We start from the raw sequence: 25325 nt of genomic DNA, 5'->3' as shown, positions 1-25325 counted from the left end.
TGTCATAATTAGCCGTTTACTAGTTTCTCTATGAAAAACTCCAGATGACCTGATGGTTGATTAGGTATTGGCCATTTAACTGCTTTTGTTGCTAACGCTTGAAACGCAAGTGCCGCCGGCGAATTAGGAAAAAGCTCTACAATAACTTTTTGGCGACGCGTTGCTTTGCGCATATTTTCGTCGTAGGGAACCGTTGCGACCAGGTCCATTGATACATCTAAAAAACGATCGGTCACTTTGGAAAGTTTAGCAAATAACTCTTGCCCTTCACGCATACTACGGACCATATTTGCAACAATTTTAAATTTGTATACACCATGCTCGCGACTCAACACTTTAATGAGCGCGTAAGCATCTGTAATCGATGTGGGCTCGTCGCATACAACAACCATGACGTCTTGTGCCGCGCGAGAAAAACTCAGCACCATGTCTGAAATACCTGCGGCTGTATCGACAATTAAAATATCAAATTCTGTATTTAATTCACTAAAAGCCCGTATAAGTCCCGCGTGCTCTGAAGGCGACAATTCAACCATACTTTGAGAGCCTGATGTTGCGGGTACAATCTTTATACCTGCGGGGCCTTCAACTAAAATTTCATCAAGTTCACATTCACCAGATAAAACATGTGATAAGTTACGTTCAACACGTAGTCCTAGCATAACGTCACAGTTTGCTAAGCCTAAATCGGCATCAAGAACCAACACTCTGTTACCTTGCTGGCCTAATGCAATTGCAGTATTCAGAGAAACATTTGTTTTTCCTACTCCACCTTTACCGCCAGTGACAGCGATAACTTTTACGCCGTTGTTATTGTTTTGACTCATTTTGCGCAGGCCACTTGCTTGATCTAATACTGTGTTAATCATACATCCCTACTGTGCTTGGCGCCACTGCTTGGTGCCTTGAATGTTGTGCTTTTGCTCTTTTTAAATAGAGTTGCTCAGCCTTTTTAACTAGTTTTTCAGCATTTGCAACTCGAATATCTTCTGGTACTCGTTGACCGTTAGTAAGATACCCTATTGGAAGGCGATTTTGAATCGCTATACTAATAATCTCACCTAAACTTAAAGATTCGTCTAATTTGGTGAATATACAACCACTTAACTGCACTTTTTTAAAGTGCCTAACGGTTTCTTGCAACACATGTATTTGCGATGTTGCGCTGAGCACTAAATAACTGCGAATATCAACACGCTGATTACGCATTAGCGTATTAAGTTGCTCTGTTAAGCGCAAGTCGCGTTGGCTCATACCCGCAGTATCAATTAATACTAGTCGTTTATTTCGTAAATGATATAAAACTTCAGCTAATTCATTAGCATCTTTAACTTGCTTTACACCACAACCTATAATTCGGCCATAAGTGGCGAGTTGCTCATAAGCACCAATTCTGTATGTGTCTGTTGTGATTAAAGCGACTTTGTCTGCACCGTATTTTTGTGCGCCAAGCGCAGCTAATTTAGCAACGGTTGTTGTTTTGCCAACACCCGTTGGGCCGACTAAGGCGTATACACCGCCTTGACGTAAAATCTCGTTGTTGGTTGTCTGCATCTGATCTTCAACCATTGTTAAAAGTGCTTTCCAACCTTGCTGGCGAGATACATCGTCAGGTACAAAGCACGCCATTTGCTCAGCAACATCTTTATCTATTCCCATACCGACTAAACGATCAATCATGCATGCACGAGTAGGATCGCGTCTTGCCATGTCTTGTTGCATAAGCCCTGACACTTGATGTTCTAACAATTGACGAATGGCATTCATTTCGTCACGCATTGACGAAATTTGCTCACTTTCAGTATGCTTAGTTTCTTGGCGAGGTGTCACTGGACTGTCAAGATCATCAAAACCACTTTCTAAATCATCAAATCCAAGGCTGTCTGCTTGTGTTTGCGGACGCGCTGAAGCTTGACGTTCATTAGTGAATATAGGACGAGGACGCTGCTCTTGAACTGGCTCTTGGTAGTTGTCTGTAGTATCAATACCTGATTGAGAAAACATAGAAGCCAATTCTGCAGAACGAGGGCGTGGGGCTTGACGCTCTAATAATGCCTGAAGACTATCGGCTACTTTCGCTTGTGGCTCTGGTTTAGCGCGAAGAGGCTCTGGTTTTACAAAATTATGCACTGGCTGTGTTTTTATTGAGCTTTGTGCTGGAGCGCTAAGTGCCTGCTCTTTTTTAGGGGCTGCTTTGTCATAATCTACTGCTGCTACAATTTCTACACCGTTAGCTAGTTTTTTATTTGACATAATAACCGCATCAACACCTAATTCGTCTTTAACTTCTTTAAGTACTGTGCGCATATCTTTAGCAAAAAAACGTTTTATTTTCATGATTCAACCCCTTTAAAATCTTATTGTTGGCCAACAGAGCTGACTATCTTGATCTGTCTTTCATCTGGTACCTCTTGATAAGACATCACCCTTAAACCTGGGATGGTGTACTTAACAAAACGAGATAACACAGTGCGTAACATTCCCGACGTTAGCAATATTGAAGGTTCACCGGACATTTCTTGATTTTGATGCGCTTCATTTAGTGACACTTGAAGTCGCTCTGCAAGTCCTGGCTCTATACCGGCACCTTCGTCGCCTGCATTTTGTAGTGACTGATGCAACATCTGTTCCAACTCAGGCGCCAAGGTTATGACAGGGATTTCTGAAGACATGCCTACAGCGTCTTGAACGATTAATCGACGTAATGAAATACGTACTGCAGCCGTTAGCACATCAGGGTCTTGGCTACGTGGCCCATACTCAACAAGCGTTTGTACAATTGAACGCATGTCGCGAATTGCAACCCCTTCATTAAGTAAGTTTTGTAGTACTTTTACAATCACAGTTAACGGTAATACGTCAGGAACTAAACCTTCAACTAAGCGAGGGTGACTTTTACCTAACATATCTAATAAGTTCTGTACTTCCTCGTGGCCTAACAGCAGTGCTGCACTGTTTGTGAGTAACTGGCTAATATGTGTAGCCACAACTGTGGCTGAATCTACCACGGTATAACCTAGCGATTGTGCTTCGTCTTTTTGATCTGGTTTTATCCATACCGCATCAAGTCCAAAAGCAGGGTCTTTAGTTTCAACCCCTTTAATTGGCCCAAATACTTGACCAGGGTTTATCGCCAGTTCATCACCATGCTTGAGTTCACCTTCACCTGTAGATACCCCCATAAGCGTAATTCTGTATGCATTAGGGTCAAGCTCTAAGTTATCGCGAATGTGTACGGGTGGGACTAAAAAGCCCAGCTCTTGAGAAAGCTTTTTACGTACTCCCTTAATACGATTTAGTAGTTCTCCGCCTTGAGATTGGTCAACCAAAGGAATTAACCTGTACCCTACCTCTAATCCAATTACATCTACTTGCTGAACATCATCCCAACCCAGTTCTTTTTGTTCTTGTTTATTGGCAACGCCCGTACCAGCAGCTCCATTTGCAGCAGCTTCAGCCTCTGCTGCAGCGACTTTAAGTTTACTTTGTTGAGTGTAATAAGCTAAATAACCTAATAATGCGCCTAGGCTTAAAAATGCTAAATGAGGCATGCCCGGTACTAAGCCCATGGTAATTAAGATGCCAGAGGCTATAAATAATGACTTCTCGTTGCCAAGTTGTTTCTTAAACTGGTCGCCCATATTGAGTGACTCGTTTTGGCGTGTTACTACAATCGCTGTACCAATCGATAGTAACAGTGAGGGAAGCTGAGCCACTAGGCCATCACCAATCGTAAGCAGTGTGTAAACTTCCATAGCTTGGCCAAAACTTAAATCGTGCTGGATCATGCCAACAAATAAACCACCAACAATGTTGATAATTAAAATGACGATACCAGCAATAGCATCACCTTTTACAAACTTACTTGCACCATCCATTGAACCATAAAAATCGGCCTCGCGGGTTACTTCTTCTCGGCGATCCCGCGCTTGCTCGGCACTAATAAACCCAGCGTTTAAATCAGCATCAATTGCCATTTGTTTACCAGGCATTGCATCAAGTGTAAAACGTGCAGATACCTCAGAAATACGCCCTGCACCTTTTGTGATTACTACAAAGTTAATAATAATCAGAATTAAAAACACCACTAAACCAACAGCATAATTACCGCCAATAACAACAGAGCCAAAGGCTTCTATTACCTTCCCCGCAGCATCTCCACCATTATGTCCCTCTAACAATACAACACGTGTACTGGCTACGTTAAGTGCTAAACGCATAATTGTGGCGATAAGCAACACGGCCGGAAACATACCAAACTCAACGGGTTTCATGGTGTAAACGGTGACGAGTAGAACCACCAACGCTAACGCAATATTGAATGAAAAAAGGATATCAAGTAAAAATGGCGGTAACGGTAAAATGACCATTCCCAAAGCTGCAAGCACAAGCAAAGGCGTACCTACGCCCTTTGCATATTCTTTTTTATCTGCATTAAGTTGTTGTAATACCGCTTTAAAACTCATAATTCTACAATTTCAAAAAATTGACACTACGTAGAAGTAGCAATAACTATTCCAAGTTAATAAAGGGGTAATATTAATACCTGTAGGCATCAGGAATGGGGAGCTTTTTATTAAGCTTAGTCGGGCGTTTTCCGCGACCTTTATTGAAGCGTTTTAGCTGAAAAACATAAGCTAGCACCTGTGCAACGGCAGTAAACAGTTGATCAGGAATTTGTTCTCCTACTTCTGCGGTATGATAAAGCGCTCGAGTAAGCATTGGCGACTCAACAATGGGTACATCATTACCGTTTGCCACTTTTCGAATTTGCATAGCCAGTTCATCCACGCCTTTAGCAAGCACTATAGGTGCTCCGGCTCGCTCAGTGTCGTATTTAAGAGCAACAGAATAATGCGTTGGGTTGGTAACAACTACATCGGCATCGGGCACGTCTTGCATCATTCTTTTTTGAGACATTTGTCTCTGAGTTTGCCTAATACGCGCTTTTATTTGAGGGTCACCTTCAGAGTTTTTGTACTCATCTTTTACTTCTTGCAGTGTCATTTTTAACTGCTTATGGTGAGTATGACTTTGATACGGGGCATCGATTGCTGCAATAATTACCAATGTGCACGACAATGCCAAAAACATCCACGAGAGGATTTCGAGCGCATGGATAATATTATTAGGTGCAGACTCAATGCTTAAGTGTAATATTTCGTCAAAAAAGGTATTAATTAAAAAAAAGGCAAAACTTGCGACCACTAAAAACTTTAAAATAGCTTTAGTAAGCTCTACCGCAGCTTGTGGGCCAAACATGCGTTTAAAGCCTTTAAATGGAGACATTTTACTTGCTTTAGGAGCGGCTGCTTGCCAACTAAAATTAAAGCCACCTAGTAAAGTATTACCTATAATGCCCGCAAATAAAATAATGAATACAAACATAGCCATAGGAAAAATAAGCGCGTCGGCAACACTGGACCAAACCGCAAACATTTTAGTGGTATCGTAGGTTTCATTTCGATTAAGGCTGAGCATTCTGCCCATAATATTGTATAACCCCTTACCAATTTCAGGGCCGTACATTAACAATGAAATAGCTGAAAATATAAGAACAAACATAGTGCCTAATTCTTTTGAACGAGCAACCTGCCCTTTCTTTTTAGACTCTTCTATTTTTTTCCCTGTGGGTTCTTCTGTTTTTTCTTGACCTGAATCTTCAGCCATAACACACTCCTAAGGTGAACAACCAACTAAGGTACACATTAGTTCGATCATTTTAAGCCACTGAAATTCAAATTGCAGGATGAAGTTGCCTAGTGTTGCCCAAATAATGACAAGCCCTGCAACAAGGGTGAATGGAAAACCAATAGCAAAAATATTTAGCTGAGGCGCCGCACGGGTCATAATACCAAATGAAATATTAATAACTAGCATTGCCGTCAATGGTGCAAGTGAGAGCACTAAAGCCGTTGTAAACATCCAACCGCCCCACGTTACAATATCCCAGTAATGATCTACTGACCACCAATTACCATCAATTGGCAGTACTTCAAAACTATGTACAACCATCTGTATCATCATTAAATGGCCATTGAATACAAAAAATAATAGTGTTGCTAAAATAAGAAAAAACTGACCAACAGCCGGAACGCTGGCCCCATTTGAGGGGTCAATGACAGAGGCAAAACCTAAACCGGTTTGCATAGCAAGTATCTGACCTGCCAAAACGAAGGTATTGAGTAACAAGGTAGAAGCAAAGCCAATCGCTATTCCAATAAGCATTTGCTGTATGACCACTAAAATCATTTCAAACGAAAACAAGTTAGTAAATGTAGCTGGAGGAAGAACAGGCACAACCAAAAGAGTCACGACCACTGATAAACCCAGCTTTATACGTGTTGGCACATTTTTAGCGCCTAATCCCGCCATTATCATAATCATAGAACTAATACGTACCAAAGGTAGTAAAAAGTCGCTCAACCATTGAATGACAACTGAAAACGGGTACTCCACTTGCTAACCTGCAATTTCGGGAATGAGCAACACCAACCGGGTAAAAAAGTCCATAAGTTCTTGTGTAAACCAGTGACCACCAACAATTAATGCACTTATAGTAATTAGCAAACGCGGTAAAAAACTCAACGTTTGTTCATTGATAGACGTAGCCGCTTGAAACACCGCCACCACTAGGCCAATAATTAAACCTGGAACAACAATAGCCGATACTAATTTAATAACTAAAAACAGTGCATCGCTAAGAATATCAACAAAAATTTCTGGTTCCATGCTGTAATCCTATCTTTCAGTTACATTCAAAAAATACATACTATGTTCCTAAACCAAAGCTTTTGGCGAGGGTTCCCATCACTAAGCTCCAGCCATCAACAAGTACAAACAGCATTATTTTAAAGGGTAAGGAGACAATCATAGGGGAGAGCATCATCATACCCATAGCCATGAGTACAGACGCAACAACTAAGTCGACGATTAAAAAAGGTATAAAAAACATGAATCCTATGATGAACGCAGTTTGCAGTTCGCTTGTTACAAATGCGGGTATAAGAACTATAAGCGGAGTTTCTTCAGGTGACTCTAGCTTGTCGTAGCCTGCTATTTTGGCAAATGTTTCTAAGTCTTTTAAACGAACCTGCGAGAGCATAAATGCTTTCATTGGCTCTTTTGCAAGCTCCAACGCTTGTACAGACGTAACTTGCTCATTTAAATAAGGCTCTATGGCTACGTCATTAACCTTTTGATAAATAGGCGCCATGATAAAAATACTTAAAAATAAAGACATGCCCAACAGTACTTGATTAGAGGGTGTTTGCTGCAAACCAATTGCTTGGCGTAAAATTGCGAGTACAACAATGATACGTGTAAAAGACGTCATCATGATTATGGCTGCCGGAATAAAACTCAGCGCCGTCATAATGGCTAAAACTTGCAATGTCACCGAGTAATCTTGTGTGCCATCTGCGTTTGTTGTGATAGTAAGCGCATCAATACCTTCAGCGCTTACGCTTGGAACAAACACAATGGCAAAAATAATTAGCAGCCACTTAGTCATAGGTTTAGTTCTTTTTATTTTGTTTCGATTTGGGGTTTAACAGTTTACTAAATTGCTTAGCAAGTTCTGGGATTTCTTTTTCACTCAGTGGTGATTCTAATTTATGAAGGTAATTAATACTGTGCGGCGTGACGCCTAATAAATGCTGCGCATTATCAATTTCTACCACCATTAAGCGTTCGCGTGAGCCTAAGGGAAGACTTCGAACCACTTTAAATTCATCACTGTTTGCCAAATTAGGATTAAGTTTTTTTACAAAAATAGCCAGAACAACAATGAGCACTAGCACCACAATAAGCGAAAGCACCATAGAAATTAAATCGCCCGTAGGCGTAACTGACTCTGTTTTTGTAAATACAGACGCTGTTAGCGCAAAAAAGGCACTCATCGTAACTTTTTGATCCGCTCTACTTGGCTGATAACATCCGTTAGACGAATACCAAACTTGTCATTTACCACCACCACTTCACCGTGAGCAATTAAGGTACCATTAACCAATACATCTAATGGCTCACCAGCAACACGATCAAGCTCAACTACAGAGCCTTGGTTAAGTTGTAGCAAATTACGAATATTAATTTTTGAGCGTCCAACTTCCATCGATATAGTCACTGGGATGTCTAAAATTGTATCGAGCTTGCGCTTTTCTTCGCCTGTTATTTCGCTTTTTTCATCACTTAATTCATCAAGTTCGGCAACTTGCGCTTCGCCAGCATCATCGCCGCCTTCAGCCTCAGCAAGTGCGGCTGCCCATTCGTCCATTGTGTCTTGATCATCGCTCATACGTTTAACCTTTTAATCAATTACCAGTCTAAGTCTACACCGTCTGAAAGGTGTAAATCTTCTTCTAATTCTGCTAACTCTGCATCTGAGTCAATTTTCTTGCCGCCTTTGGTAAATACATGCAGCTCAGATTTAACTGAATCAGGACGTTTAATTTTTTCGCTAATTTGCAACGCAACATTATCACGAGAGCGGCCCATTTTAGCTCTAAACGTGGGTAGCTCTTCTACAAATACAGTTATATGCTCTGGCATTTCAACAGGAATAATATCACCTGCTTTAAGCTCCATTATTTGTTGAAGTGTTAAGTCAACTTCTAAAAGCTGAGTTGACATGTCAACCTCAACATCCATTATTTCATCTCGTAATGCCTTACTCCAACGCAAGTCGGTATCTTCAGTATCTGACTGAACACCCGCATCCAAAAGTTCCCTTATTGGTTCGAGCATTGAATATGGCAAGGCAATATGAAAATCACCGCCGCCACCATCGAGTTCAATATGAAAAGAGCTAATAACCACAACTTCAGTCGGGCTTACAATATTAGCCATTGCGGGGTTTACCTCTGAATCGAGGTACTCAAACGACACGTCCATTACCGGTGCCCATGCCTCTTTATAATCTTCAAAGATTATTTTTAGCAACATTTGCACAATTCGGCGCTCTGTTGGGGTAAATTCACGGCCTTCAATTTTTGCATGGTAACGGCCATCACCGCCAAAAAAGTTATCCACCAAAATGAATACTAACCGTGCTTCCATGGTGATCAGGCCGGTACCCTTTAAAGGTCTGAAACGCACCATATTTAAGCTTGTTGGTACAAATAAAGTGTGAACATACTCACCAAACTTTATCATTTGAACGCCATTAATAGACACTTCCGCTGTGCGGCGCATCATATTAAATAGGCTAATTCGCATATGGCGAGCAAAACGCTCATTAACAATTTCCAGCGTCGGCATGCGACCACGTACGATTCGATCTTGCGAAGAAAAATCGTACTGAAGCGTACTTCCCCCGCCATCTTCACCATCGTTTATATCTTCCTCTTCAACGTCATCAACACCATGTAATAGCGCATCAATTTCGTCTTGGGATAATAAGTCGCTCACGCTAACCCCTTATTGCATTACAAAGCCGGTAAATAATACCCGCTCAATTACTTTGCTGCCTTCAACGTCATTTAAGGCAGTTTGCACTGTCTCTAGCGCAGTAAAACGCAGTGTTTCTTTACCTGCACTGGTACTAAGCTCGTCAGCAGTAGTGGTCGAAAATACACTGAGTAACTTACCTTCAATCAGCGGAATATGCTTTTTAGCTGTTTCTTCATTTACCTCACCACGTACCAAAAGTTGTACTTTAATTTGTACAATTCTATCTCGGCTCGAGCCCGGAACGTTAAAAACAAAAGGTCTTGGCATCGCAACATAAAGTGCACTGCCTATTTCTGCAGATGACCCAGAAGCTTCTGGCGCTTCTTCTGAAAGGGTCGTTTCTTCATCTAATGTTTCAACAGGCTCATCCGAGCCCGACATTAAAAAGAACCCCGCAGCACCACCTACAACGAGCAGTACTGCTGCAATAATAATTATCAGCTTTTTTTTACTTTTTGGCGCTTCTTCTATTTCTAAACTTGTTTCTTCAGCCATCATGATTCCTTATATCGCAAAGGTATTTGCTTGTTTTAGTTATTATAATAGCAGTAGTTAGGCATAGTAATCTATTGATGATGATGTTTGTTGCTCAGAAGTTTGTTCTGGGCTATTTGATGGCTCATCACTTTCACTATTTGCTGCTCCATTTTTGGCTAATTGCTCACCCGCCCCCGATTCATTTTGCTCAGCATTTTCACCACCTGATTGGCCATATGAAATAGTGCTTTCACCAAGTTCCAAACCCTGTTGTGCTAACATTTCGCGTAAGCGAGGCATAGATTGTTCGAGTGCTTCTTTGGCCTGTTGGTTTTGTACCACAAAGTTAATTTGTGCTTGTTCTGCATCGCTACGAACTCGTATTTGCATGCTGCCCATCTCAGGTGGATCCAGACGAATTTCAGCCTCTTTGTTATTAATGCTTAGCATTGAACTAACGCGCTCTTGTAGTAACTTGGCCGCGTCACTTTTAATTATATTAATCGCCTGCATCATACCAGGATCAATACTTACCTGCTTTGTCTGTGCTGTACTTTGTAACTGCTGATTTTGAATAGCTTGTTGATCCAACAAGCCCATTTCATAATCAACCGAATCATAATAGCTTTGGGCACTGGTTTGGGTTGTATTTAAAGCATTAGTTATATGGTTAAACACCTGCATAACTTTAGCGGGTGACTGCTCAGCCGTAGTATTTTTTAGCCCCTCTTTTTGCAATTGCTCAAGCGCTTTTGTAAGTTCTTCATCACCAGTAGGCTGTGCTGCTAATTTAGTTGGATCAGCGCTATTTTCAGAGCCTGATTTCACACTCACTTTTTGTGGTCTGTTTACCGTATTTGGTGTTTGTGAAGCTACAAAAGTAACTGGTTTTGTTATCTCTTCACCTTTTACCGGTAAGGTAACCACTTTGTCTATTTGAGATTCATTTGTTTGCGGCAATTTTTGTGAGTCATTTACAGCTTTTTGCGATATCGTAAATTTAGTGTCTGATGATTGATTCGCATCTTTCGCAACCAACACTTTTAGCTCACCAATCGCTTGCTTAATAGCTGCTAACTGTTCACCTTTTGGTTGCTCGGCTTTAATAAAGGCATTTAATTGAGTCAGTAATGCCTGCTTTTCGGTCCCTGAAAGCGTATTAAACTGCTCACTGGCTGACGACTTAACGTCAGTGCTTTGTGTCTGTTTATTATCTGTTATGAATTGGGTAAGCATTTGCTTTAAAACCGTCAATTTTTCAGCTTTGCTTGATGCGTCAAGCATTACTGGTTTAATTTCAGTCTGTAATTTTGTTAGCTGCTCAGGCGTTAGGCTTGCTAATACTTTATCTGTTTTAAATGCATTTACATCTTTAGCAATGAGTGCATTTATCGCGTCTGCTTTTTCAGTTTCAGTTATGTTTGAGTTGGGTGAAGTTGCTGTGAGCGTATTTTCTGCTGGTTCCGCAACTGTATTTTTAGCTATGGTATTTTGAGCTAAAGTATTGGCGTTAACTTTACCGCTATTCTCTACTGTGCTTTGAGTAGTAACTATTTTATCAACATCCGTTTTTAAAATAGTCTGATCAGAATTGACACTCACGTCAGAGAGTACTGAACTTTGTGAAGCTGTTATTTTATCCGTAAAAATGCCTTTGTTAGTATCTGCTCCATTATCCTTTGTATCAAAGCCCTGAGTTATACTTTGCGCTTCTGCAGGGTGTTTAACTTTATCCGATTTTATATTTAGTTCTGCTTCAACAGCCTGAGCAAGAGACGTTTTATTTTGTCTTTGTGAATTTGACGAGTCATTAATATCTTCATCATTTACTAAACTTGCCACACCGCTTGTGTTGTTATCAGTAAGTGGTGCATGTGGTCTTATTATTTTACCTACTTCATCTTTAACAGGTAAATCTTTTACTGGCACAGCAACATAGCCTTTAACCGGCAGTTTCTCTTTTAAATCAGCAATAACAAGCGGTGTTTTATTTGTTGATGTATCTGCAAGGTTTATATCTTTTGCTTTTTCACTTGGCTTTGTAACCTCAGTGTTCATTAGTTGAGATGAATTGATCTGCTCCAGAATATCGCTTCCAGACAAATTTATTTGGGCAATGTCTTCATCATCTGAATCACTGTTTAATTTTTCATTAGTAACTGATGAGGAATCTGCTGAGGCGGCAGATAAAGTATCTGTTTCAGGCTTATTAATCTCTTTTTTTATTGGCTCAAATGTAGTGTGAGCATCTTGCAACTGAGTAAAAAATTCAGTACCTGATTCATCGGCAGAATCAGCTAAGCTACTGTCTTTAAATGCTAAAAAAGACTCTTTATCAGCCGAAATTGAAACAGAAATATCATTCATCGCCATAAGTCACCTAATACGGTTACGGCAACATGTCACCGCACATTGCCCAAAATTAAATACCACCCATTAATAAAGCAATAAACGTGCCTAACTTAAGAAAGCTTGCGACGCTGAAAAAATTGATTAGATGTGAACTCATCCAGCATTTTTTGCTCGTTTTTAGCTACCACAGCTGCTGCTTTTATTTTTTGATTTTCAATCAATTTAGCCACCGCTTTAGCCTTTATTTGCTGTTTTAACCACAACGTTTTTCGCTGTGAAACAACTTGCTTTGCCGTATTTACAGTACTTGCTTGTTGCCGAATAGCCTCTTCAATTTTTGCTATAAACGCATGATACTGCCCAAAACCAGCGCTTGATAAACCTGATTGACCTTTTAAATGTAACTGTTGAGAGTATTCAAGCCTAAAGTCATTTAAGCCTTGAAGTTTTTGCTGGTTTGCTTGCAGGTTTTGATTAGCTTGCAAATAACTCATACGTAAACTTTCTTCTTTGTCGCTTTCAAGTTTTAGCAGCAAGTCAAATTTGTTTTTAGCCATTACCCTTGACCTAATAATTGGGCTAGCCCTTGCAGCCCATCGTCATAACTTATCACATCACGCATACCTTGCTGTAAAAACCCGTTTACTCTTGGCATCATATTTATTGCTTGGTCGAGCATGGGATCAGTGCCCTTTTGATAGGCGCCTAATGTGATCATGTCTTTATTTTGTTGGTACATTGAATACACTTGTTTAAGTACTCGCGCTTGTTGCATATGAGGCTCTGAAACCACTTGGGGCATAACACGTGATATAGATTTTTCGATATCTATTGCTGGATAATGGCCGCTGTCGGCTAACTCACGAGAAAGTACAATATGGCCGTCTAGTATGGCGCGTGCAGCGTCTGCAATTGGGTCTTGCATATCATCGCCTTCACTTAAGACGGTGAAAAAGGCTGTTATAGCACCTTGCCCTTCCCCCCCATTACCAGCTCGTTCAACTAAGGCTGGTAGTTTTGCAAAAACCGATGGTGGGTATCCTTTTGTTGCCGGTGGTTCTCCAACTGCTAAAGCAATTTCACGCTGAGCCATTGCGTAGCGAGTTACTGAATCGAGTAGCAGTAACACATTTAAACCTTGGTCTCTAAAATATTCGGCAATGGTCACTGCACTTTCACAACCTTTTAAACGCATTAATGGCGATGAATCGGCGGGTGCTGCAACAACAACAGAACGTTTACGCCCTTCTTCTCCAAGAATTTCTTCAATAAACTCTTTGACCTCACGACCACGTTCACCAACCAAACCAACTACAATGACATCGGCTTCGCTGCCCCTAGTCATCATTCCTAGCAGTACAGACTTACCTACACCAGAGCCTGCAAATAAGCCCATACGCTGACCTTGCCCTACGGTGATCACTGAATTAATAGCCCGCACCCCAACGTCCATTGGCTGGCTGATCGGACGTCTGGCTAAAGGGTTAATCGTATTTTGAGCAAACTTTAAATAATGTTCAGCGTTTATTTTACCAAGTCCGTCGAGTGGACGCCCTAAGCCATCAACTACACGCCCTAGTAGGCTCATTCCTACAGGTAACCCCAAATTATTTACTTGGGGTATTACTCGGGCACCTGGCAGTACGCCAGAAATATGATCATTAGGCATTAAATATAAGGTTTGGTCGTTAAAACCAACAATTTCTGCGTCAACAAAACCGTTCATGGTTTCGATTTTACATTGACTACCAACAGGTGCCCTCAGACCTTTTGCCTCTAATGTAAGGCCAACAACACGCGTTAATATACCCGCTACTGCAGGTGTGTAGGGCTTAATGTTTTGTTGATATTGCGACAAGCGTTCGCTCAAAGAAGCAATTTGCACAGACATAGTACGCCTAAAAAATATTTAGATATTACTATTATGCAAAAAACTATCCAACGTTTCTTTGACGCGTGTTTTTAACGTCATATCGAGCGAAGATTGCGCGGTTTTCACCTCACATCCACCTCTTTCAAGCGTGGGTTCGGGAACTAATTGCCAGTTATTGTCTGCTATAGTTTGCTCGCCATAGCTATCTTTTATAACCTCTAGATCGGTTGGGTTTAGATGCACTTTGACTTTTTCTTGTTGCGCATTTAACGAATCAATACTGTGTTTTAATGTATGTAAAATAACATCTGCCGATGTTTGTACTTCTTGGTATATAACTGCTTCAGCCAACATGCTAGCTAATTGAATAAGTTGCAACTCGGCTTGTTCATCCACTTTTTTTAGCGGTGAATTAAGTGCTTCTAAAATACCTTTAAGACTAATTAGTTGCTCTTCAATAATCGGTTTTATATCTTCTTGGCCTTGAGTTTTACCGAGCTCTACCCCTTCTTTATAACCAGCTTCATTTCCCTCACTAACGCCTTTTTCAAAGCCGTCAATGTAGCCTTGTTCATGACCTTGTTTAAGGCCTTCTTCATAAGCATCTTGTCTAATGCGTTCAAGCTCAACCATAGTAAGCTTTGGCAGCTCGGGCTCTTCGGGTTCATCAGCGGGCATTTCTTCGGCAAGCTCTTTTTTATAAAGCTCGCCCAATGGGGTGCCATAGGCTGTTGAGCGGTTACCAAAGCTTTTTTCGTTAGGTGCTACATCGGGAATAGCCCAATGTTTTAATAATTCATCAGCTTCTTCAGCTCGAAGTGGACGCCCTTTGAGTTTGCTCATGGCTTACAAGAACTCCTCACCACCACCACCGCCTAACTGAATTTCACCCGAATCAGATAAACGACGTGCCGTTGATAGAATTTCTTTTTGGGCAGCTTCAACTTCGCTAATACGTACAGGCGCCATTGCTTCTAAATCATCAGCCAGCATATCGGCAGCACGCTTAGACATATTGCCCAGTATTTTGTCTTTCAGACCGTCGTCTGCACCTTTGATTGCTTTCATTAATACATCTTGTTGTACTTCTCGTAGAATGGCTTGAATACCACGGTCATCCACATCCATTAAGTTTTCAAATACAAACATAAGATCCTGAATTTGCTGAGACATCTCTTCGTCATGTTCACGAATAGAATCCATTAACTGCCCTTCTACGTTTGTATCTAGGTAGTTCATAATGTCTGCCGCGGCTTTTAAGCCACCCATTTTCGCAGCTTGTGCCCCTGCTTGTCCGGCAAATTGTTTTTCCATAATTTCGTTAAGCTCTTGCAGTGCAGCTGGTTGCACTTCTTCAAGGTTAGCGATTCGCATGGTTAAATCAAGACGAACTTTCTCTGGGAACTGCGCAATAATTTCTGCGGACTGCTCAGGCTCTAAGTAAGACAATACAATCGTTTGTATTTGGGGGTGTTCATTACGAATAATATTCGCCACCTGCTTAGAATCCATCCATTTGAGAGAATCAAGGCCTTTAGCCCCAGACCCCATAACAATTTGGTCAATAAGGCTGGCCGCTTTATCTTCACCCAATGCAGCAGTAAGCGCCTTTTTAATAAAGTCTTCCGACTGAAACCCTATAGTACTGAAGCTTTGAATTTGCTCAATAAATAAATTGTGAACCGCACTTATTTTAGCCTGTGACAGGTCGTCTAACGCAGCCATTGCCATCCCAACTTTTTGAACTTGTTTAGGCTCCAAGTGCTTAAGTATTTGCGCTGCATCTTCCTCTGATAAACTCAGTAATAAAATAGCGGCTTTATCTACACCGTCTAGCTTATCAACATCAAACGCTGCTGGAAGTTGTTTTTGTTCTTGATCTTGATCAGTCATCTTCTGTTAACCACGCTTTCACTACTTGTGATGATAGTTCTGGTTCATTGGCTACAAGGGCACGAATTGCTTTAAGTAAGTCTTCGTCGCCATGTAAATCTGGTAATTGCAGTGTACCATCGCTTGAGAAACCAATTGAAGCAGAATCAAAGTCTTTGTTTAGCATATCCAACGTGCTATCGCCAATGTCTACGCCTGCACTTAACGCATCTTCGTCATACTCTTCAAGTGTATCGTCTGGGTAAATTAAACGTTTAAGCATCGGTTTAACTACCGCCATTATGAGTACAATAATGACTAATGCACCCAGTACCAAGCGGATTATTTTCATAAACCAATCCTGCTCCCAAAGCGGCACGCTAATGTCAAAATCAGTTGCTTCGCGAACAAACGGAACCGTTACCACTTCAAGTGCATCACCACGCTGCATGTCAAAACCAACGCCACCTTGTAATAAACGACGAATATTTGACAGTTCTTCCACTGAGCGCGGTGTCATTGTGGTTTCACCGTTTTCACCTACTTTCGGAATGTAGTCAACGGCCACCGACACACTTATTCTACGTATCACACCTGTTTGCTGACGCTTATGTGAGATAGTTGTATCTAACTCATAGTTACGCGTCGCTTCTTTATGCGTTCTTGATGGTGAAGTTGCACTACCTGCTCCACCTTGTCCTGCTACTTCAGGAATATTAGAGTTTACTGGAGGCTGATTCGTCAGTGCACCAGGTATACCTACCGCTAAACCACCTATATTATTTTCTTCGAATGTTGTTTCGCTTCTTACTGCTGGTAAATCTGGGTTGTAGCGTTTTTGCGTCTCCTCAACAGCACTAAAGTCCATACTTAAATCAACTTGTGCAGTGTAGTTTGCAAGCCCTACAACAGGTATTAAAATACTGTCTATTTTTTCAAGATATTCTTGTTCACGCTTACGCTCTATGTCGTACTCTTTACGTGAACGTGCAGCAAGCGATGTTTGCGAGCCTGAATTTAGTAAGCGACCATTTTGATCCGTTACTGTTACACGAGCCGGCTCTAAACCTTGTACAGCCGATGCAACCATATCAACCACTGAGTCGACCTCTTCGCTATCTAGCGAACGCCCACGCTTTAGCGTAAGCACAACAGTTGCTGAAGGCTTTTTCTCTCTGCGCGCAAATACATTTTCTTTTGGAATGGCAAGCAATACACGTGCACGCGTAATATTATTGAGCTCTTCAATTGTGCGCGCTAACTGTTGTTCTCGGCCATGCTTTAAGCGTTCACGCTCTAAACGCTGACTTACACCAAACCCCATGTCTTGCATAATAATATCTGAACCCGATGTAGGGCCTTGCTCTAGCCCTTCACGAGTCATTAAAAGTTTAATATTTTGATACTCAGTTTCAGGGACGAGCACTACATTTCCATCTACTTGGTATTCAATTTTTTGTGCGTCTAAAAAGTCGAGCGTTTCAATAAGCTCTTCTGTCTGCATTTTACCAAGTGGGCGCATATCTGGCTGACGTGCCCAAATAATAATAAATATAGCAATCGCTAAACAAATGCCTAAAGCAATAACTAAAGTTACTTGGCGCAATAAATCAACGCCATTTAGCGAACTTAAGTAGCCTGATTTCTGTTCTTGTTGATCGTCGCTATCGCTTTGGTCCATTTCACCAGTAGCAAGAGCCAGATCGGTTGATTGATTAGATTGCGCCACAATAATTCTCCACTACCTAGTTAAACAGGCATGTTCATGATTTCTTTGTAAGCTTCGACAAGTTTATTACGAACCTGCACTGTCGCTTCAAATGCAACTGACGACTTTTGAGAAGCAATCATTGCTTCAGCCAAAGACACGCTTCTGTCGCCTGTTTCTACCGCCACTACTTTTTGTTTAGCGTCTTGCTGCAAACCGTGCACAGTATTAATTGCATCCGATAGCATATCGCCAAATTGAGCGGTTGATGAGGCTTGTGTTTTTACTGGCAGTCTTTCGATTTGATTATTACGGCCAGCCTCTAAAGCCATTGATTGCATTTCTTGAAATACAGCGCTGTTTTGAATTTTCATAATTTGTCTCTGACAATGCAGTTAACTCTTAACATGAATAAAGCACAAAGCATGCCAAAAAATTAAATTAATAATTTCAATGAGTTGGAAGAGATTTGACAAGTCAGAGTTTTGACAGCCCTAAATTCAAAGGGTAAATTTAGGGCTAAAAATGATGTTATGCGGGGAGTGAAATACCTAAATCGCGCATCTGCGCTAGTTTGTAACGTAAAGTCCGAGGGCTTATACCTAGCGTTTCAGCGACATCTTTTCGCTTACCTTGGCATCTTGCTAACGTTTCTAAAATAATGCGATGCTCTTTATCTTTTAGCTCATCCTTATAACTTCCCGTATCAACAGCCAATAAGTCTTGTTTTGTTGGCTCGGCTGGAGATGACTGTTCGTCATAATAAGCTGAACTCATAGCGCCTTGATCAATATCTCTATTAGTAGCATTTACTTGCTGCTGACTAGTATTTTGCGCGCTGACAGATGCAGGCTCCATTACAAAATCTGTCGCCGCTATGTTTTCAATGAAAATAGCATGCTCGTTTAGAGTATCCCCAGTCCTAAGTATTAACGCACGTTGTATTACGTTATCAAGCTCACGCACATTACCAGGCCAAGAATGAGCAAGTAATTTTTTCTCTGCGGCACTATCAAGATAAGCCATAGGCTCTTTACTTTTGTTTAAGTGGCGCTCAATTAAATGCTTAGCCAATACAAGGATATCTCCAGGTCGCTGACAAAGTGGTCGCCACATCAAAGGAAACACATTAAGCCTGTAATATAAATCTTCTCTAAATTGGTTTTCGGTAACCGCTTCTTTCAAATCTCGGTTACTTGTTGCAAGTATCCTTACATCTAACTGGATTGTTTTTCTTCCACCTAAGCGCTCTACTTCGCGCTCTTGCAACACACGAAGTAGTTTAGCTTGCAGCCCTAAATCCATTTCTGTTATTTCGTCGAGCAATATAGTACCGCCTTGCGCTTGCTCAAACTTACCAGGACACGCTTGAATTGCGCCTGTAAACGCGCCTTTTTCATACCCAAATAAGGTTGCTTCAAGCATATTTTCAGGAATTGCTGCACAGTTAATTGCCACAAACGGCGCATCGCATCGGTTCGATTTATCATGAATATACCGTGCAAGCACTTCCTTACCTGAACCACTTGGGCCAAGCACCATAACGCTCGCATCAGAGCGTGCAACTTTACTTGCTAACTCTAAAAGTTGAATACTGCTTGGGTCGGCAACAATGGGTCCGTCGGTCTCTTTTGCTTTTTCAGGTAAGTATCGACTTACCATATTGAGTAAAACTTCAGGTGCAAACGGCTTTGCCATGTAATCAATAGCGCCCAAGCGCATCGCTTCAACAGCATCGTCAATGGTAGCGTACGCCGTCATCATTAAAACAGGCAATTCAGGGTGGTTAAGCTTAATACTGCGTAGTAAATCAAGCCCACTCATAGTGCCCATTTGTACATCACTCACCACCAGCGAAAATTGCTCTTTTTTCAGCAATAACATGGCTTGCTCTGCACAATTAGCCGCAATACATTCAATCCCCGACATTTCGAGTGTGTCAATTAAGGCTTCGCGAAGCCCTGCATCATCTTCGACAACTAAAATAGTGTTACTCATAATGATTCCTCTAATTTAGATGCGGTGCGAATAGGTAAAAGCAAACTAAAGCATGCTCCACCGCCTTTATTATTAGTCACGTCAACACGCCCCTGATGAGCGTTTGCAACCGAACTCACAACAGCAAGCCCTAACCCTGTGCCTTGGCTTTTAGTGGTATAAAAGGGTTCAAATATTTTTTCTGCTTGAGTTAAATCAATACCTGGACCGTTATCGGATACGCTGATACGAACAAAATCTGGATTTTGCTCGTCAGTCGCAGCACTTAATTTTACTTCAGCGCCAGCACCAATGACTTGAATACTGTTATGGATTAAATTTTGAATTGCGCTGGCTATGGCTGATTTATTGCCTGTTATTTGAATATCTGGCTCTGGGAGGTTAACAGCTAAATGACTGTCATTTAGTGTCACCATAGCATCAGCACCCGCTTTTACCTCACTGAGTAACTGCTGCATAGACACTTGCTCAACAACTTGTTGGTCGCCACTTTTGGCAAAAAGTAGCATATCGTTTACTTGAGTTTCTAAATCTTTTAAGCGTGACATTAACTTGCTTTGAAAATTATCGCGAGATGCCTCGGGTAAACGCTTAGAGCCCAAATTAGCAGCATAAAGCATGGCCGCTGAAAGTGGGGTTCGAACCTGATGTGCAAGCGACGCCACCATTTTACCCAAAGCACTTAGGCGCTGCATATGAGCAACTCGCTTTTGTAAACGGCGTGTTTCACTCAAATCGGTCATTAAAATTAGCTGGCCCGGCTCGGGCGCTAACGCTGTTATATCAAGCTTAATTAAACGGCCATCTTTAAGCGATACTTCGTGACCATCGTCTTGATGCGGTCTAAAAGAGCGTTGAATAACACTAAACCACTTTTCACCTTCTAAAGGTTCGCCTAACATATCAATGGCTATTTGGTTGGCCTTTGCAATCATTCCTTTACCATCAAGCACAACCACACCTGCGGGCATGGTATCAACTAAATGTGAAAGCCAACTTGCTTGCTGACGCAGATCGCTTAACTCACCTATGTACTCCTCTTGAAGTAAACATGGGTTATACTGATTTGCAGAAATAAACTGTGGTTTAAGCACGCTCGCAAGGGCCATAATCAACTCTCGAATTTGTATAGATACAGAGCTTAATGCACAATGTGTACCAAAATTTATTTACATTATTTTCATTGACTTACAACAATAATAGCGTGACATAAAAATGACGCGCATAAAAAGGAATATGTATGAGTGAGCAAAAAAAATGCCGATGTGCTTGGTTAGACGCCACCAAGCCCGATTACGTTTTATATCACGATTTAGAATGGGGCGTCCCTGTTTACGATGACCAAACACTGTTTGAATTTATAACGCTAGAGTCGGCTCAGGCAGGCTTAAGTTGGTATACCATTTTAAAAAAACGACAAGGGTATAAAAATGCATTTGCTAATTTTAATGTAGATAAAGTCGCGTTGTTTACCCAAGACGATGTTGAGCGTTTAATGCTTGATGAAAATATCGTACGAAACCGTTTAAAAATTAACGCCACAATAAATAATGCCAAGCAATTTATAGACATTCAAAAGGAATTTGGCAGTTTTAGCGCGTATCAATGGCAGTTTGTTGATAACAAACCGATCGTGAGCAATTTAAATTATACCGAAGAGACGCCTGCAATCACCAAAGAATCAACAGCCTTCGCAAAGGATTTAAAAAAGCGCGGCTTTAAATTTTTAGGCCCTACCACGGTATACGCTCATATGCAGGCCTGCGGTATGGTTAACGATCATAGTAATGACTGCTTTAGAAAAGAAGAAATTATCAAGGCTTTTTGTGGTGAGTAAGCAGCTAAATAAGTAGGTAAGTAATTAAAAGCTTTGCTTTTCACGCGAGCAAGCTCAGCGCCTACCTCCATGGTTTAAGTTTGTGTTTATCTTGTAGACGCCAAGCTTGCGTGACGGGCAAAGCCCGTAAAGTGATTAATCATTAATGATTAAAAATAACGAAAAGTATTTCACCACTTTCGTACTTCTAATCTCTTGAAAGGTTATACTTTTTCATTTTCTCTACGAGCGTTGTTCTTCTTACGCCCAGTATTTCAGCTGCCCGAGCCACCACGTAATCATATCGTTCTAATGCTTGGGTTATTAGGCTGATTTCAAGCTCAGCTAAATACTCTTTAAGCTCAATGCCCTCTTCGGGTAATACGCCTGAGCCAGCTTGGTTAAATTCAGGCTCTGGCTCATTGTCATAATCACTAAACCCTGTGCTGAATATATCGTTAAAAGCATCTTTTTCCATAAGTTCTTCAGGATATTCAGGCTCATAAGCATCTACCTCAATGTAACGATATTTATTGGGTAGATCAGGGATGTCCACTACCTTTTCAGGGAACATTATAACCATGCGCTCAACCAAATTCGCAAGCTCACGGATATTACCCGGCCATGCATGCTCTTTTAAACTTTCGATCGCTCGCTCAGTAAATTTAGCTGTCGTGCCCGTTTGCTCGTTTACGCGACGCATTAACTCCTTAAGTAGTAACGGAATGTCATCAGCACGCTCACTTAACGACGGGTTCTCTATAGGGAATACATTTAACCGGTAATATAAATCTTCACGAAAGCTGCCTGCTTCAATCATGACTTCGAGGTTGCGGTGTGTTGCAGCAATAACACGTACATCGGCTTGAATCGCCTTAGTGCCACCTACACGCTCATAGCTTCGCTCTTGTAATACGCGTAAAAGTTTAACCTGCATTTGTAGCGGCATATCACCAATTTCATCTAAAAACAGCGTACCGCCTTGCGCCAACTCAAAACGGCCTTTACGCGCAGAAATAGCCCCTGTAAACGCCCCTTTTTCGTGGCCAAAAAGTTCACTTTCTAATAGTTCTGCAGGTATAGCTCCACAGTTTACAGGCACAAATGGCCCTGTACTTCGTTTAGATAGCAAGTGAACGTTACGTGCAACCACTTCTTTACCAGTACCTGACTCACCTAAAATTAAAACGTTTGCATCTGTTTTTGCTACTTGTTCAATTAAAAAGCGGACCTCTTTTACGGCTTGTGTTTCACCTACAAGTCCATCAAAAGATTTATGTGACTGAGTATTTTTGTGCTCCCCCGGCAACATACGATGATACTGCTGGCAATCATGAAGCAACTGTGTGGTCACTTCATGATTAAATGGCTCACAAATAAGTCCAACTACATTAGCAATGCTAAGTAATGGTCTTAACGTTTCACCTATTAATAAAAATGGAAGTGTTGGGTAGCGCTTAATTAAGTTTTCGTGATCGAGAGACTGTAAAGCCCCTAAAATGACCATGCACTCATGCTGCTGATATTTTGCACACTCTTGTTCAAAGTTGTCTTCATCTAAACGATGAGTAACCTCACCGATAAAACCAAGTGATGCGTTTAACCCAATAGAGCGATTGTTATTATTATCTAAAATCAGGATCATAGTTAGCGAGCCGTGCTTCACTCTTTAATTTAATTAACTAAATTGTAAGCCAGTTAAGCACGGATGCAAGTGATAGCGGCAGTTTTTTGACATAAACGCCAAAAAACAGACGCACTCGTTAATTCAATCATACTTAAGAATTAACTATTAAGTATTAATATTTAAAGTAAGCCTAAAATAGACTCTGCAGATTGGTTAGCCTGGCCACGAAGAGCAACTGATGATTGCGCTAAAATATCATTAGACACTTGTTGAGAAATTGCTAGGGCGTAATCGGTATCTTGAATGCGGCTTTGACTGGCTGCAATATTTTCTTGCTGCGTCCCTAACCCTTTAATTGTGCTTGCCAACGTATTTTGAAATGCACCTAACTCAGCTCGTTGTGCATTTATTTCATCATTTGCTTGCTTACTGATGTCAATAGCCGCTTGAGCACCGGCTTGGGTTGAAATATCAATGGTTGATAACGCAGAGGCAAAACTACCATCTGTAGAGTTTACCGTTTGGTTTGTATTCGCATCAGCACCAACTTGAAACGTGACAGCTTGACCATCAAATAAAGGCTTACCACCGAATGAAGCATTTTCGAACGTTTCAGATATTTGGCTTTGCAATTGCACGACTTCTTCTTGCAACGCAGCACGATCATTGTCAGTCAATGCACCGTTACCCGCTTGAATTGATAACTCTTGAATACGCGAAACGGCATCATTCACACCACTCAAGTTAGCTTCGCTTACTTGAGTATATGAAATCCCGTCATACGCATTACTTACAGCTTGGCTAAAACCATTTTGCTGTGAAGTAAGCCTATCAATAATCTGCAAAGCCGCTGCATCATCTGCTGCGGTATTTACTTTTTTACCAGTTGCAAGTTGCTCTGCAAGTTTGTTATTTGTTTGCTGAGTTTGGTTTAAAAAGTTAGCTGATGCTGATTGAATTTTCATAACGGCCTCCGTGGTGCTGACTGATTAAATTATAGCTTAATTTGCGAAATTTTGCCCTTTGTACCATGGTTAGACTAAATTAACTTGGCACTTTGCTTGCTTAGTGGTTAAAGTATTGAGATGTGTATTAAAAAATCACGTTTGCGTGTCATAAAACGCCAATAATAAATAATTTGGGTAGCACTATGTTCGATAACAAAACAATTTTAATCACCGGTGGTACCGGTTCATTCGGGAAAAAATACGTCAAGACACTACTTGAGCGTTACAATCCAAAAAAAATCATTATTTTTTCACGCGATGAACTTAAGCAATTTGAAATGCAACAAGAGTTTGACCAACCTTGTATGCGTTATTTTATTGGCGATGTAAGAGATAAAGACAGATTAATACGTGCCATGCGCGGTGTAAACTTCGTTATTCATGCAGCTGCTTTGAAGCAGGTTCCGGCCGCTGAATACAACCCAATGGAATGTATCAAAACAAATATTAATGGGGCCGAAAACGTAATTGATGCAGCCCTTGATAACGATGTTGAAAAAGTAATCGCTTTGTCTACTGATAAGGCTGCAAACCCAATTAATTTGTATGGCGCCACAAAACTGGCATCAGACAAACTTTTTGTAGCCGCTAACAATATTGCAGGTGGCAACCGCACTACCTTCTCCGTTGTTCGCTACGGCAATGTGGTGTGCTCTCGCGGCTCTGTTGTGCCAGTTTTCCAAAAATTTATTGATGAAGGGCGCGATCACATCCCAATCACACACGATGAAATGACTCGCTTTTGGATAAACCTTCAACAAGGCGTCGATTTTGTACTTACTAACTTTGAACGCATGTTAGGCGGTGAAATTTTCGTTCCTAAAATCCCTTCAATTCGTATTACCGATCTTGCAAAAGCAATGGCACCTGACTTACCACTAAAAATAATTGGTATTCGCCCTGGTGAAAAACTTCATGAGGTTATGTGCCCCGCTGACTTATGTTTTGAAACCTACGAGTACAACGACCACTTTGTTATTGCGCCTGGTATTAAATTTAGTAGCCGTAGTAATGACTTTACCGTAAACGCAATTGGCGAGACTGGCAAAAAGGTAGAGCAAGGATTTGAATATAACTCTCTTCATAATTCGCACTACATGACGATTGATGAGATTAAAGAATTTAACACCCAGGCATTAAGTTAA

The 25325-nt window shown here is 41.1% G+C and carries 24 protein-coding genes; 2 read left to right on the top strand and 22 right to left on the bottom strand.

Annotated elements, in window-relative coordinates; genetic code table 11:
• Nucleotides 1-8: 8 nt before the first annotated feature.
• The 20 genes from AC27JL_RS02950 to AC27JL_RS02855 all read right to left on the bottom strand — a co-directional run bounded on the left by AC27JL_RS02950 (nt 9) and on the right by AC27JL_RS02855 (nt 20839).
• Entirely contained in the window at nt 9-869 is an 861-nt protein-coding gene (locus AC27JL_RS02950) for a MinD/ParA family ATP-binding protein (RefSeq protein WP_006792753.1), read from the bottom strand.
• Nucleotides 862-2337, bottom strand: coding sequence for a flagellar biosynthesis GTPase FlhF (gene flhF / locus AC27JL_RS02945; protein WP_487194763.1), 1476 nt, complete (start codon nt 2335-2337; stop codon nt 862-864). Before flhF ends, AC27JL_RS02950 begins: the two co-directional genes overlap by 8 nt.
• 20 nt (nt 2338-2357) lie before the next feature.
• On the bottom strand, nt 2358-4466 hold the full coding sequence (gene flhA, locus AC27JL_RS02940; RefSeq protein WP_058550993.1) for a flagellar biosynthesis protein FlhA: 2109 nt from the start codon (nt 4464-4466) through the stop codon (nt 2358-2360).
• A 73-nt stretch (nt 4467-4539) separates the two neighbouring features.
• Nucleotides 4540-5670, bottom strand: coding sequence for a flagellar biosynthesis protein FlhB (flhB, locus tag AC27JL_RS02935; RefSeq protein WP_010555918.1), 1131 nt, complete (start codon nt 5668-5670; stop codon nt 4540-4542).
• A 9-nt stretch (nt 5671-5679) separates the two neighbouring features.
• Entirely contained in the window at nt 5680-6459 is a 780-nt protein-coding gene (gene fliR, locus AC27JL_RS02930; protein WP_006792749.1) for a flagellar biosynthetic protein FliR, read from the bottom strand.
• A gap of 3 nt (nt 6460-6462) precedes the next feature.
• Nucleotides 6463-6732, bottom strand: coding sequence for a flagellar biosynthetic protein FliQ (locus AC27JL_RS02925; protein WP_006792748.1), 270 nt, complete (start codon nt 6730-6732; stop codon nt 6463-6465).
• A 40-nt stretch (nt 6733-6772) separates the two neighbouring features.
• Complete coding sequence (gene fliP / locus AC27JL_RS02920) at nt 6773-7513, bottom strand: flagellar type III secretion system pore protein FliP (protein WP_006792747.1); 741 nt, start codon at nt 7511-7513, stop codon at nt 6773-6775.
• 4 nt (nt 7514-7517) lie between these two features.
• A complete protein-coding gene (gene fliO / locus AC27JL_RS02915; protein ID WP_006792746.1) occupies nt 7518-7901 on the bottom strand; it encodes a flagellar biosynthetic protein FliO in 384 nt (127 codons plus the stop codon).
• Nucleotides 7898-8296 (bottom strand): flagellar motor switch protein FliN, encoded by a 399-nt coding sequence (gene fliN, locus AC27JL_RS02910; protein WP_006792745.1) that lies wholly within the window; start codon nt 8294-8296, stop codon nt 7898-7900. Before fliN ends, fliO begins: the two co-directional genes overlap by 4 nt.
• Nucleotides 8297-8316: 20 nt before the next feature.
• Entirely contained in the window at nt 8317-9408 is a 1092-nt protein-coding gene (gene fliM / locus AC27JL_RS02905) for a flagellar motor switch protein FliM (RefSeq protein WP_010555915.1), read from the bottom strand.
• Between the two features lie 9 nt (nt 9409-9417).
• A complete protein-coding gene (gene fliL / locus AC27JL_RS02900) occupies nt 9418-9945 on the bottom strand; it encodes a flagellar basal body-associated protein FliL (protein ID WP_008132626.1) in 528 nt (175 codons plus the stop codon).
• 57 nt (nt 9946-10002) lie between these two features.
• The gene (locus tag AC27JL_RS02895) at nt 10003-12294 is read right to left on the bottom strand and encodes a flagellar hook-length control protein FliK (RefSeq protein ID WP_487194853.1); all 2292 of its coding nucleotides are present in this window, start codon (nt 12292-12294) and stop codon (nt 10003-10005) included.
• A 95-nt stretch (nt 12295-12389) separates the two neighbouring features.
• Nucleotides 12390-12836 carry a flagellar export protein FliJ gene (gene fliJ / locus AC27JL_RS02890; protein ID WP_006792740.1) on the bottom strand — a complete coding sequence of 149 codons (447 nt, stop codon included), beginning with the start codon at nt 12834-12836 and terminating at the stop codon, nt 12390-12392.
• Nucleotides 12836-14170 (bottom strand): flagellar protein export ATPase FliI, encoded by a 1335-nt coding sequence (gene fliI / locus AC27JL_RS02885; RefSeq protein ID WP_006792739.1) that lies wholly within the window; start codon nt 14168-14170, stop codon nt 12836-12838. Before fliI ends, fliJ begins: the two co-directional genes overlap by 1 nt.
• 18 nt (nt 14171-14188) lie before the next feature.
• Nucleotides 14189-14995: a flagellar assembly protein FliH gene (gene fliH / locus AC27JL_RS02880; RefSeq protein ID WP_487194762.1), complete on the bottom strand. Its 807-nt coding sequence runs from the start codon at nt 14993-14995 to the stop codon at nt 14189-14191.
• A 3-nt stretch (nt 14996-14998) separates the two neighbouring features.
• Nucleotides 14999-16045: a flagellar motor switch protein FliG gene (gene fliG / locus AC27JL_RS02875; protein ID WP_006792737.1), complete on the bottom strand. Its 1047-nt coding sequence runs from the start codon at nt 16043-16045 to the stop codon at nt 14999-15001.
• Nucleotides 16038-17753, bottom strand: coding sequence for a flagellar basal-body MS-ring/collar protein FliF (gene fliF / locus AC27JL_RS02870; RefSeq protein WP_008132632.1), 1716 nt, complete (start codon nt 17751-17753; stop codon nt 16038-16040). Before fliF ends, fliG begins: the two co-directional genes overlap by 8 nt.
• A gap of 20 nt (nt 17754-17773) precedes the next feature.
• The gene (fliE, locus tag AC27JL_RS02865; protein WP_008132633.1) at nt 17774-18106 is read right to left on the bottom strand and encodes a flagellar hook-basal body complex protein FliE; all 333 of its coding nucleotides are present in this window, start codon (nt 18104-18106) and stop codon (nt 17774-17776) included.
• Between the two features lie 157 nt (nt 18107-18263).
• Nucleotides 18264-19730, bottom strand: a complete 1467-nt coding sequence (locus AC27JL_RS02860) for a sigma-54-dependent transcriptional regulator (protein ID WP_039036587.1) — start codon at nt 19728-19730, stop codon at nt 18264-18266.
• Nucleotides 19727-20839, bottom strand: coding sequence for a sensor histidine kinase (locus AC27JL_RS02855; protein ID WP_138740375.1), 1113 nt, complete (start codon nt 20837-20839; stop codon nt 19727-19729). The genes AC27JL_RS02860 and AC27JL_RS02855 overlap by 4 nt, the downstream gene beginning before the upstream one ends.
• Before the next feature lie 131 nt (nt 20840-20970).
• On the opposite strand from AC27JL_RS02855, the gene AC27JL_RS02850 reads away from it, so the two are divergent.
• Nucleotides 20971-21567 carry a DNA-3-methyladenine glycosylase I gene (locus AC27JL_RS02850; RefSeq protein WP_487194761.1) on the top strand — a complete coding sequence of 199 codons (597 nt, stop codon included), beginning with the start codon at nt 20971-20973 and terminating at the stop codon, nt 21565-21567.
• A 187-nt stretch (nt 21568-21754) separates the two neighbouring features.
• Here AC27JL_RS02850 and AC27JL_RS02845 read toward each other — a convergent pair whose 3' ends face one another.
• Entirely contained in the window at nt 21755-23191 is a 1437-nt protein-coding gene (locus AC27JL_RS02845) for a sigma-54 dependent transcriptional regulator (protein WP_487194760.1), read from the bottom strand.
• A gap of 161 nt (nt 23192-23352) precedes the next feature.
• Nucleotides 23353-24138, bottom strand: coding sequence for a flagellin N-terminal helical domain-containing protein (locus AC27JL_RS02840; protein ID WP_277054189.1), 786 nt, complete (start codon nt 24136-24138; stop codon nt 23353-23355).
• Between the two features lie 185 nt (nt 24139-24323).
• Between AC27JL_RS02840 and pseB the strand changes: the two genes are divergently transcribed.
• A complete protein-coding gene (gene pseB, locus AC27JL_RS02835) occupies nt 24324-25325 on the top strand; it encodes a UDP-N-acetylglucosamine 4,6-dehydratase (inverting) (RefSeq protein WP_487194758.1) in 1002 nt (333 codons plus the stop codon).

It is taken from the genome of Pseudoalteromonas sp. 4NS20-0020 (assembly GCF_057554385.1).
The sequence above is the reverse complement of the archived record's forward strand: the minus strand, read 5'-3'. Positions and strand labels throughout refer to the sequence as shown.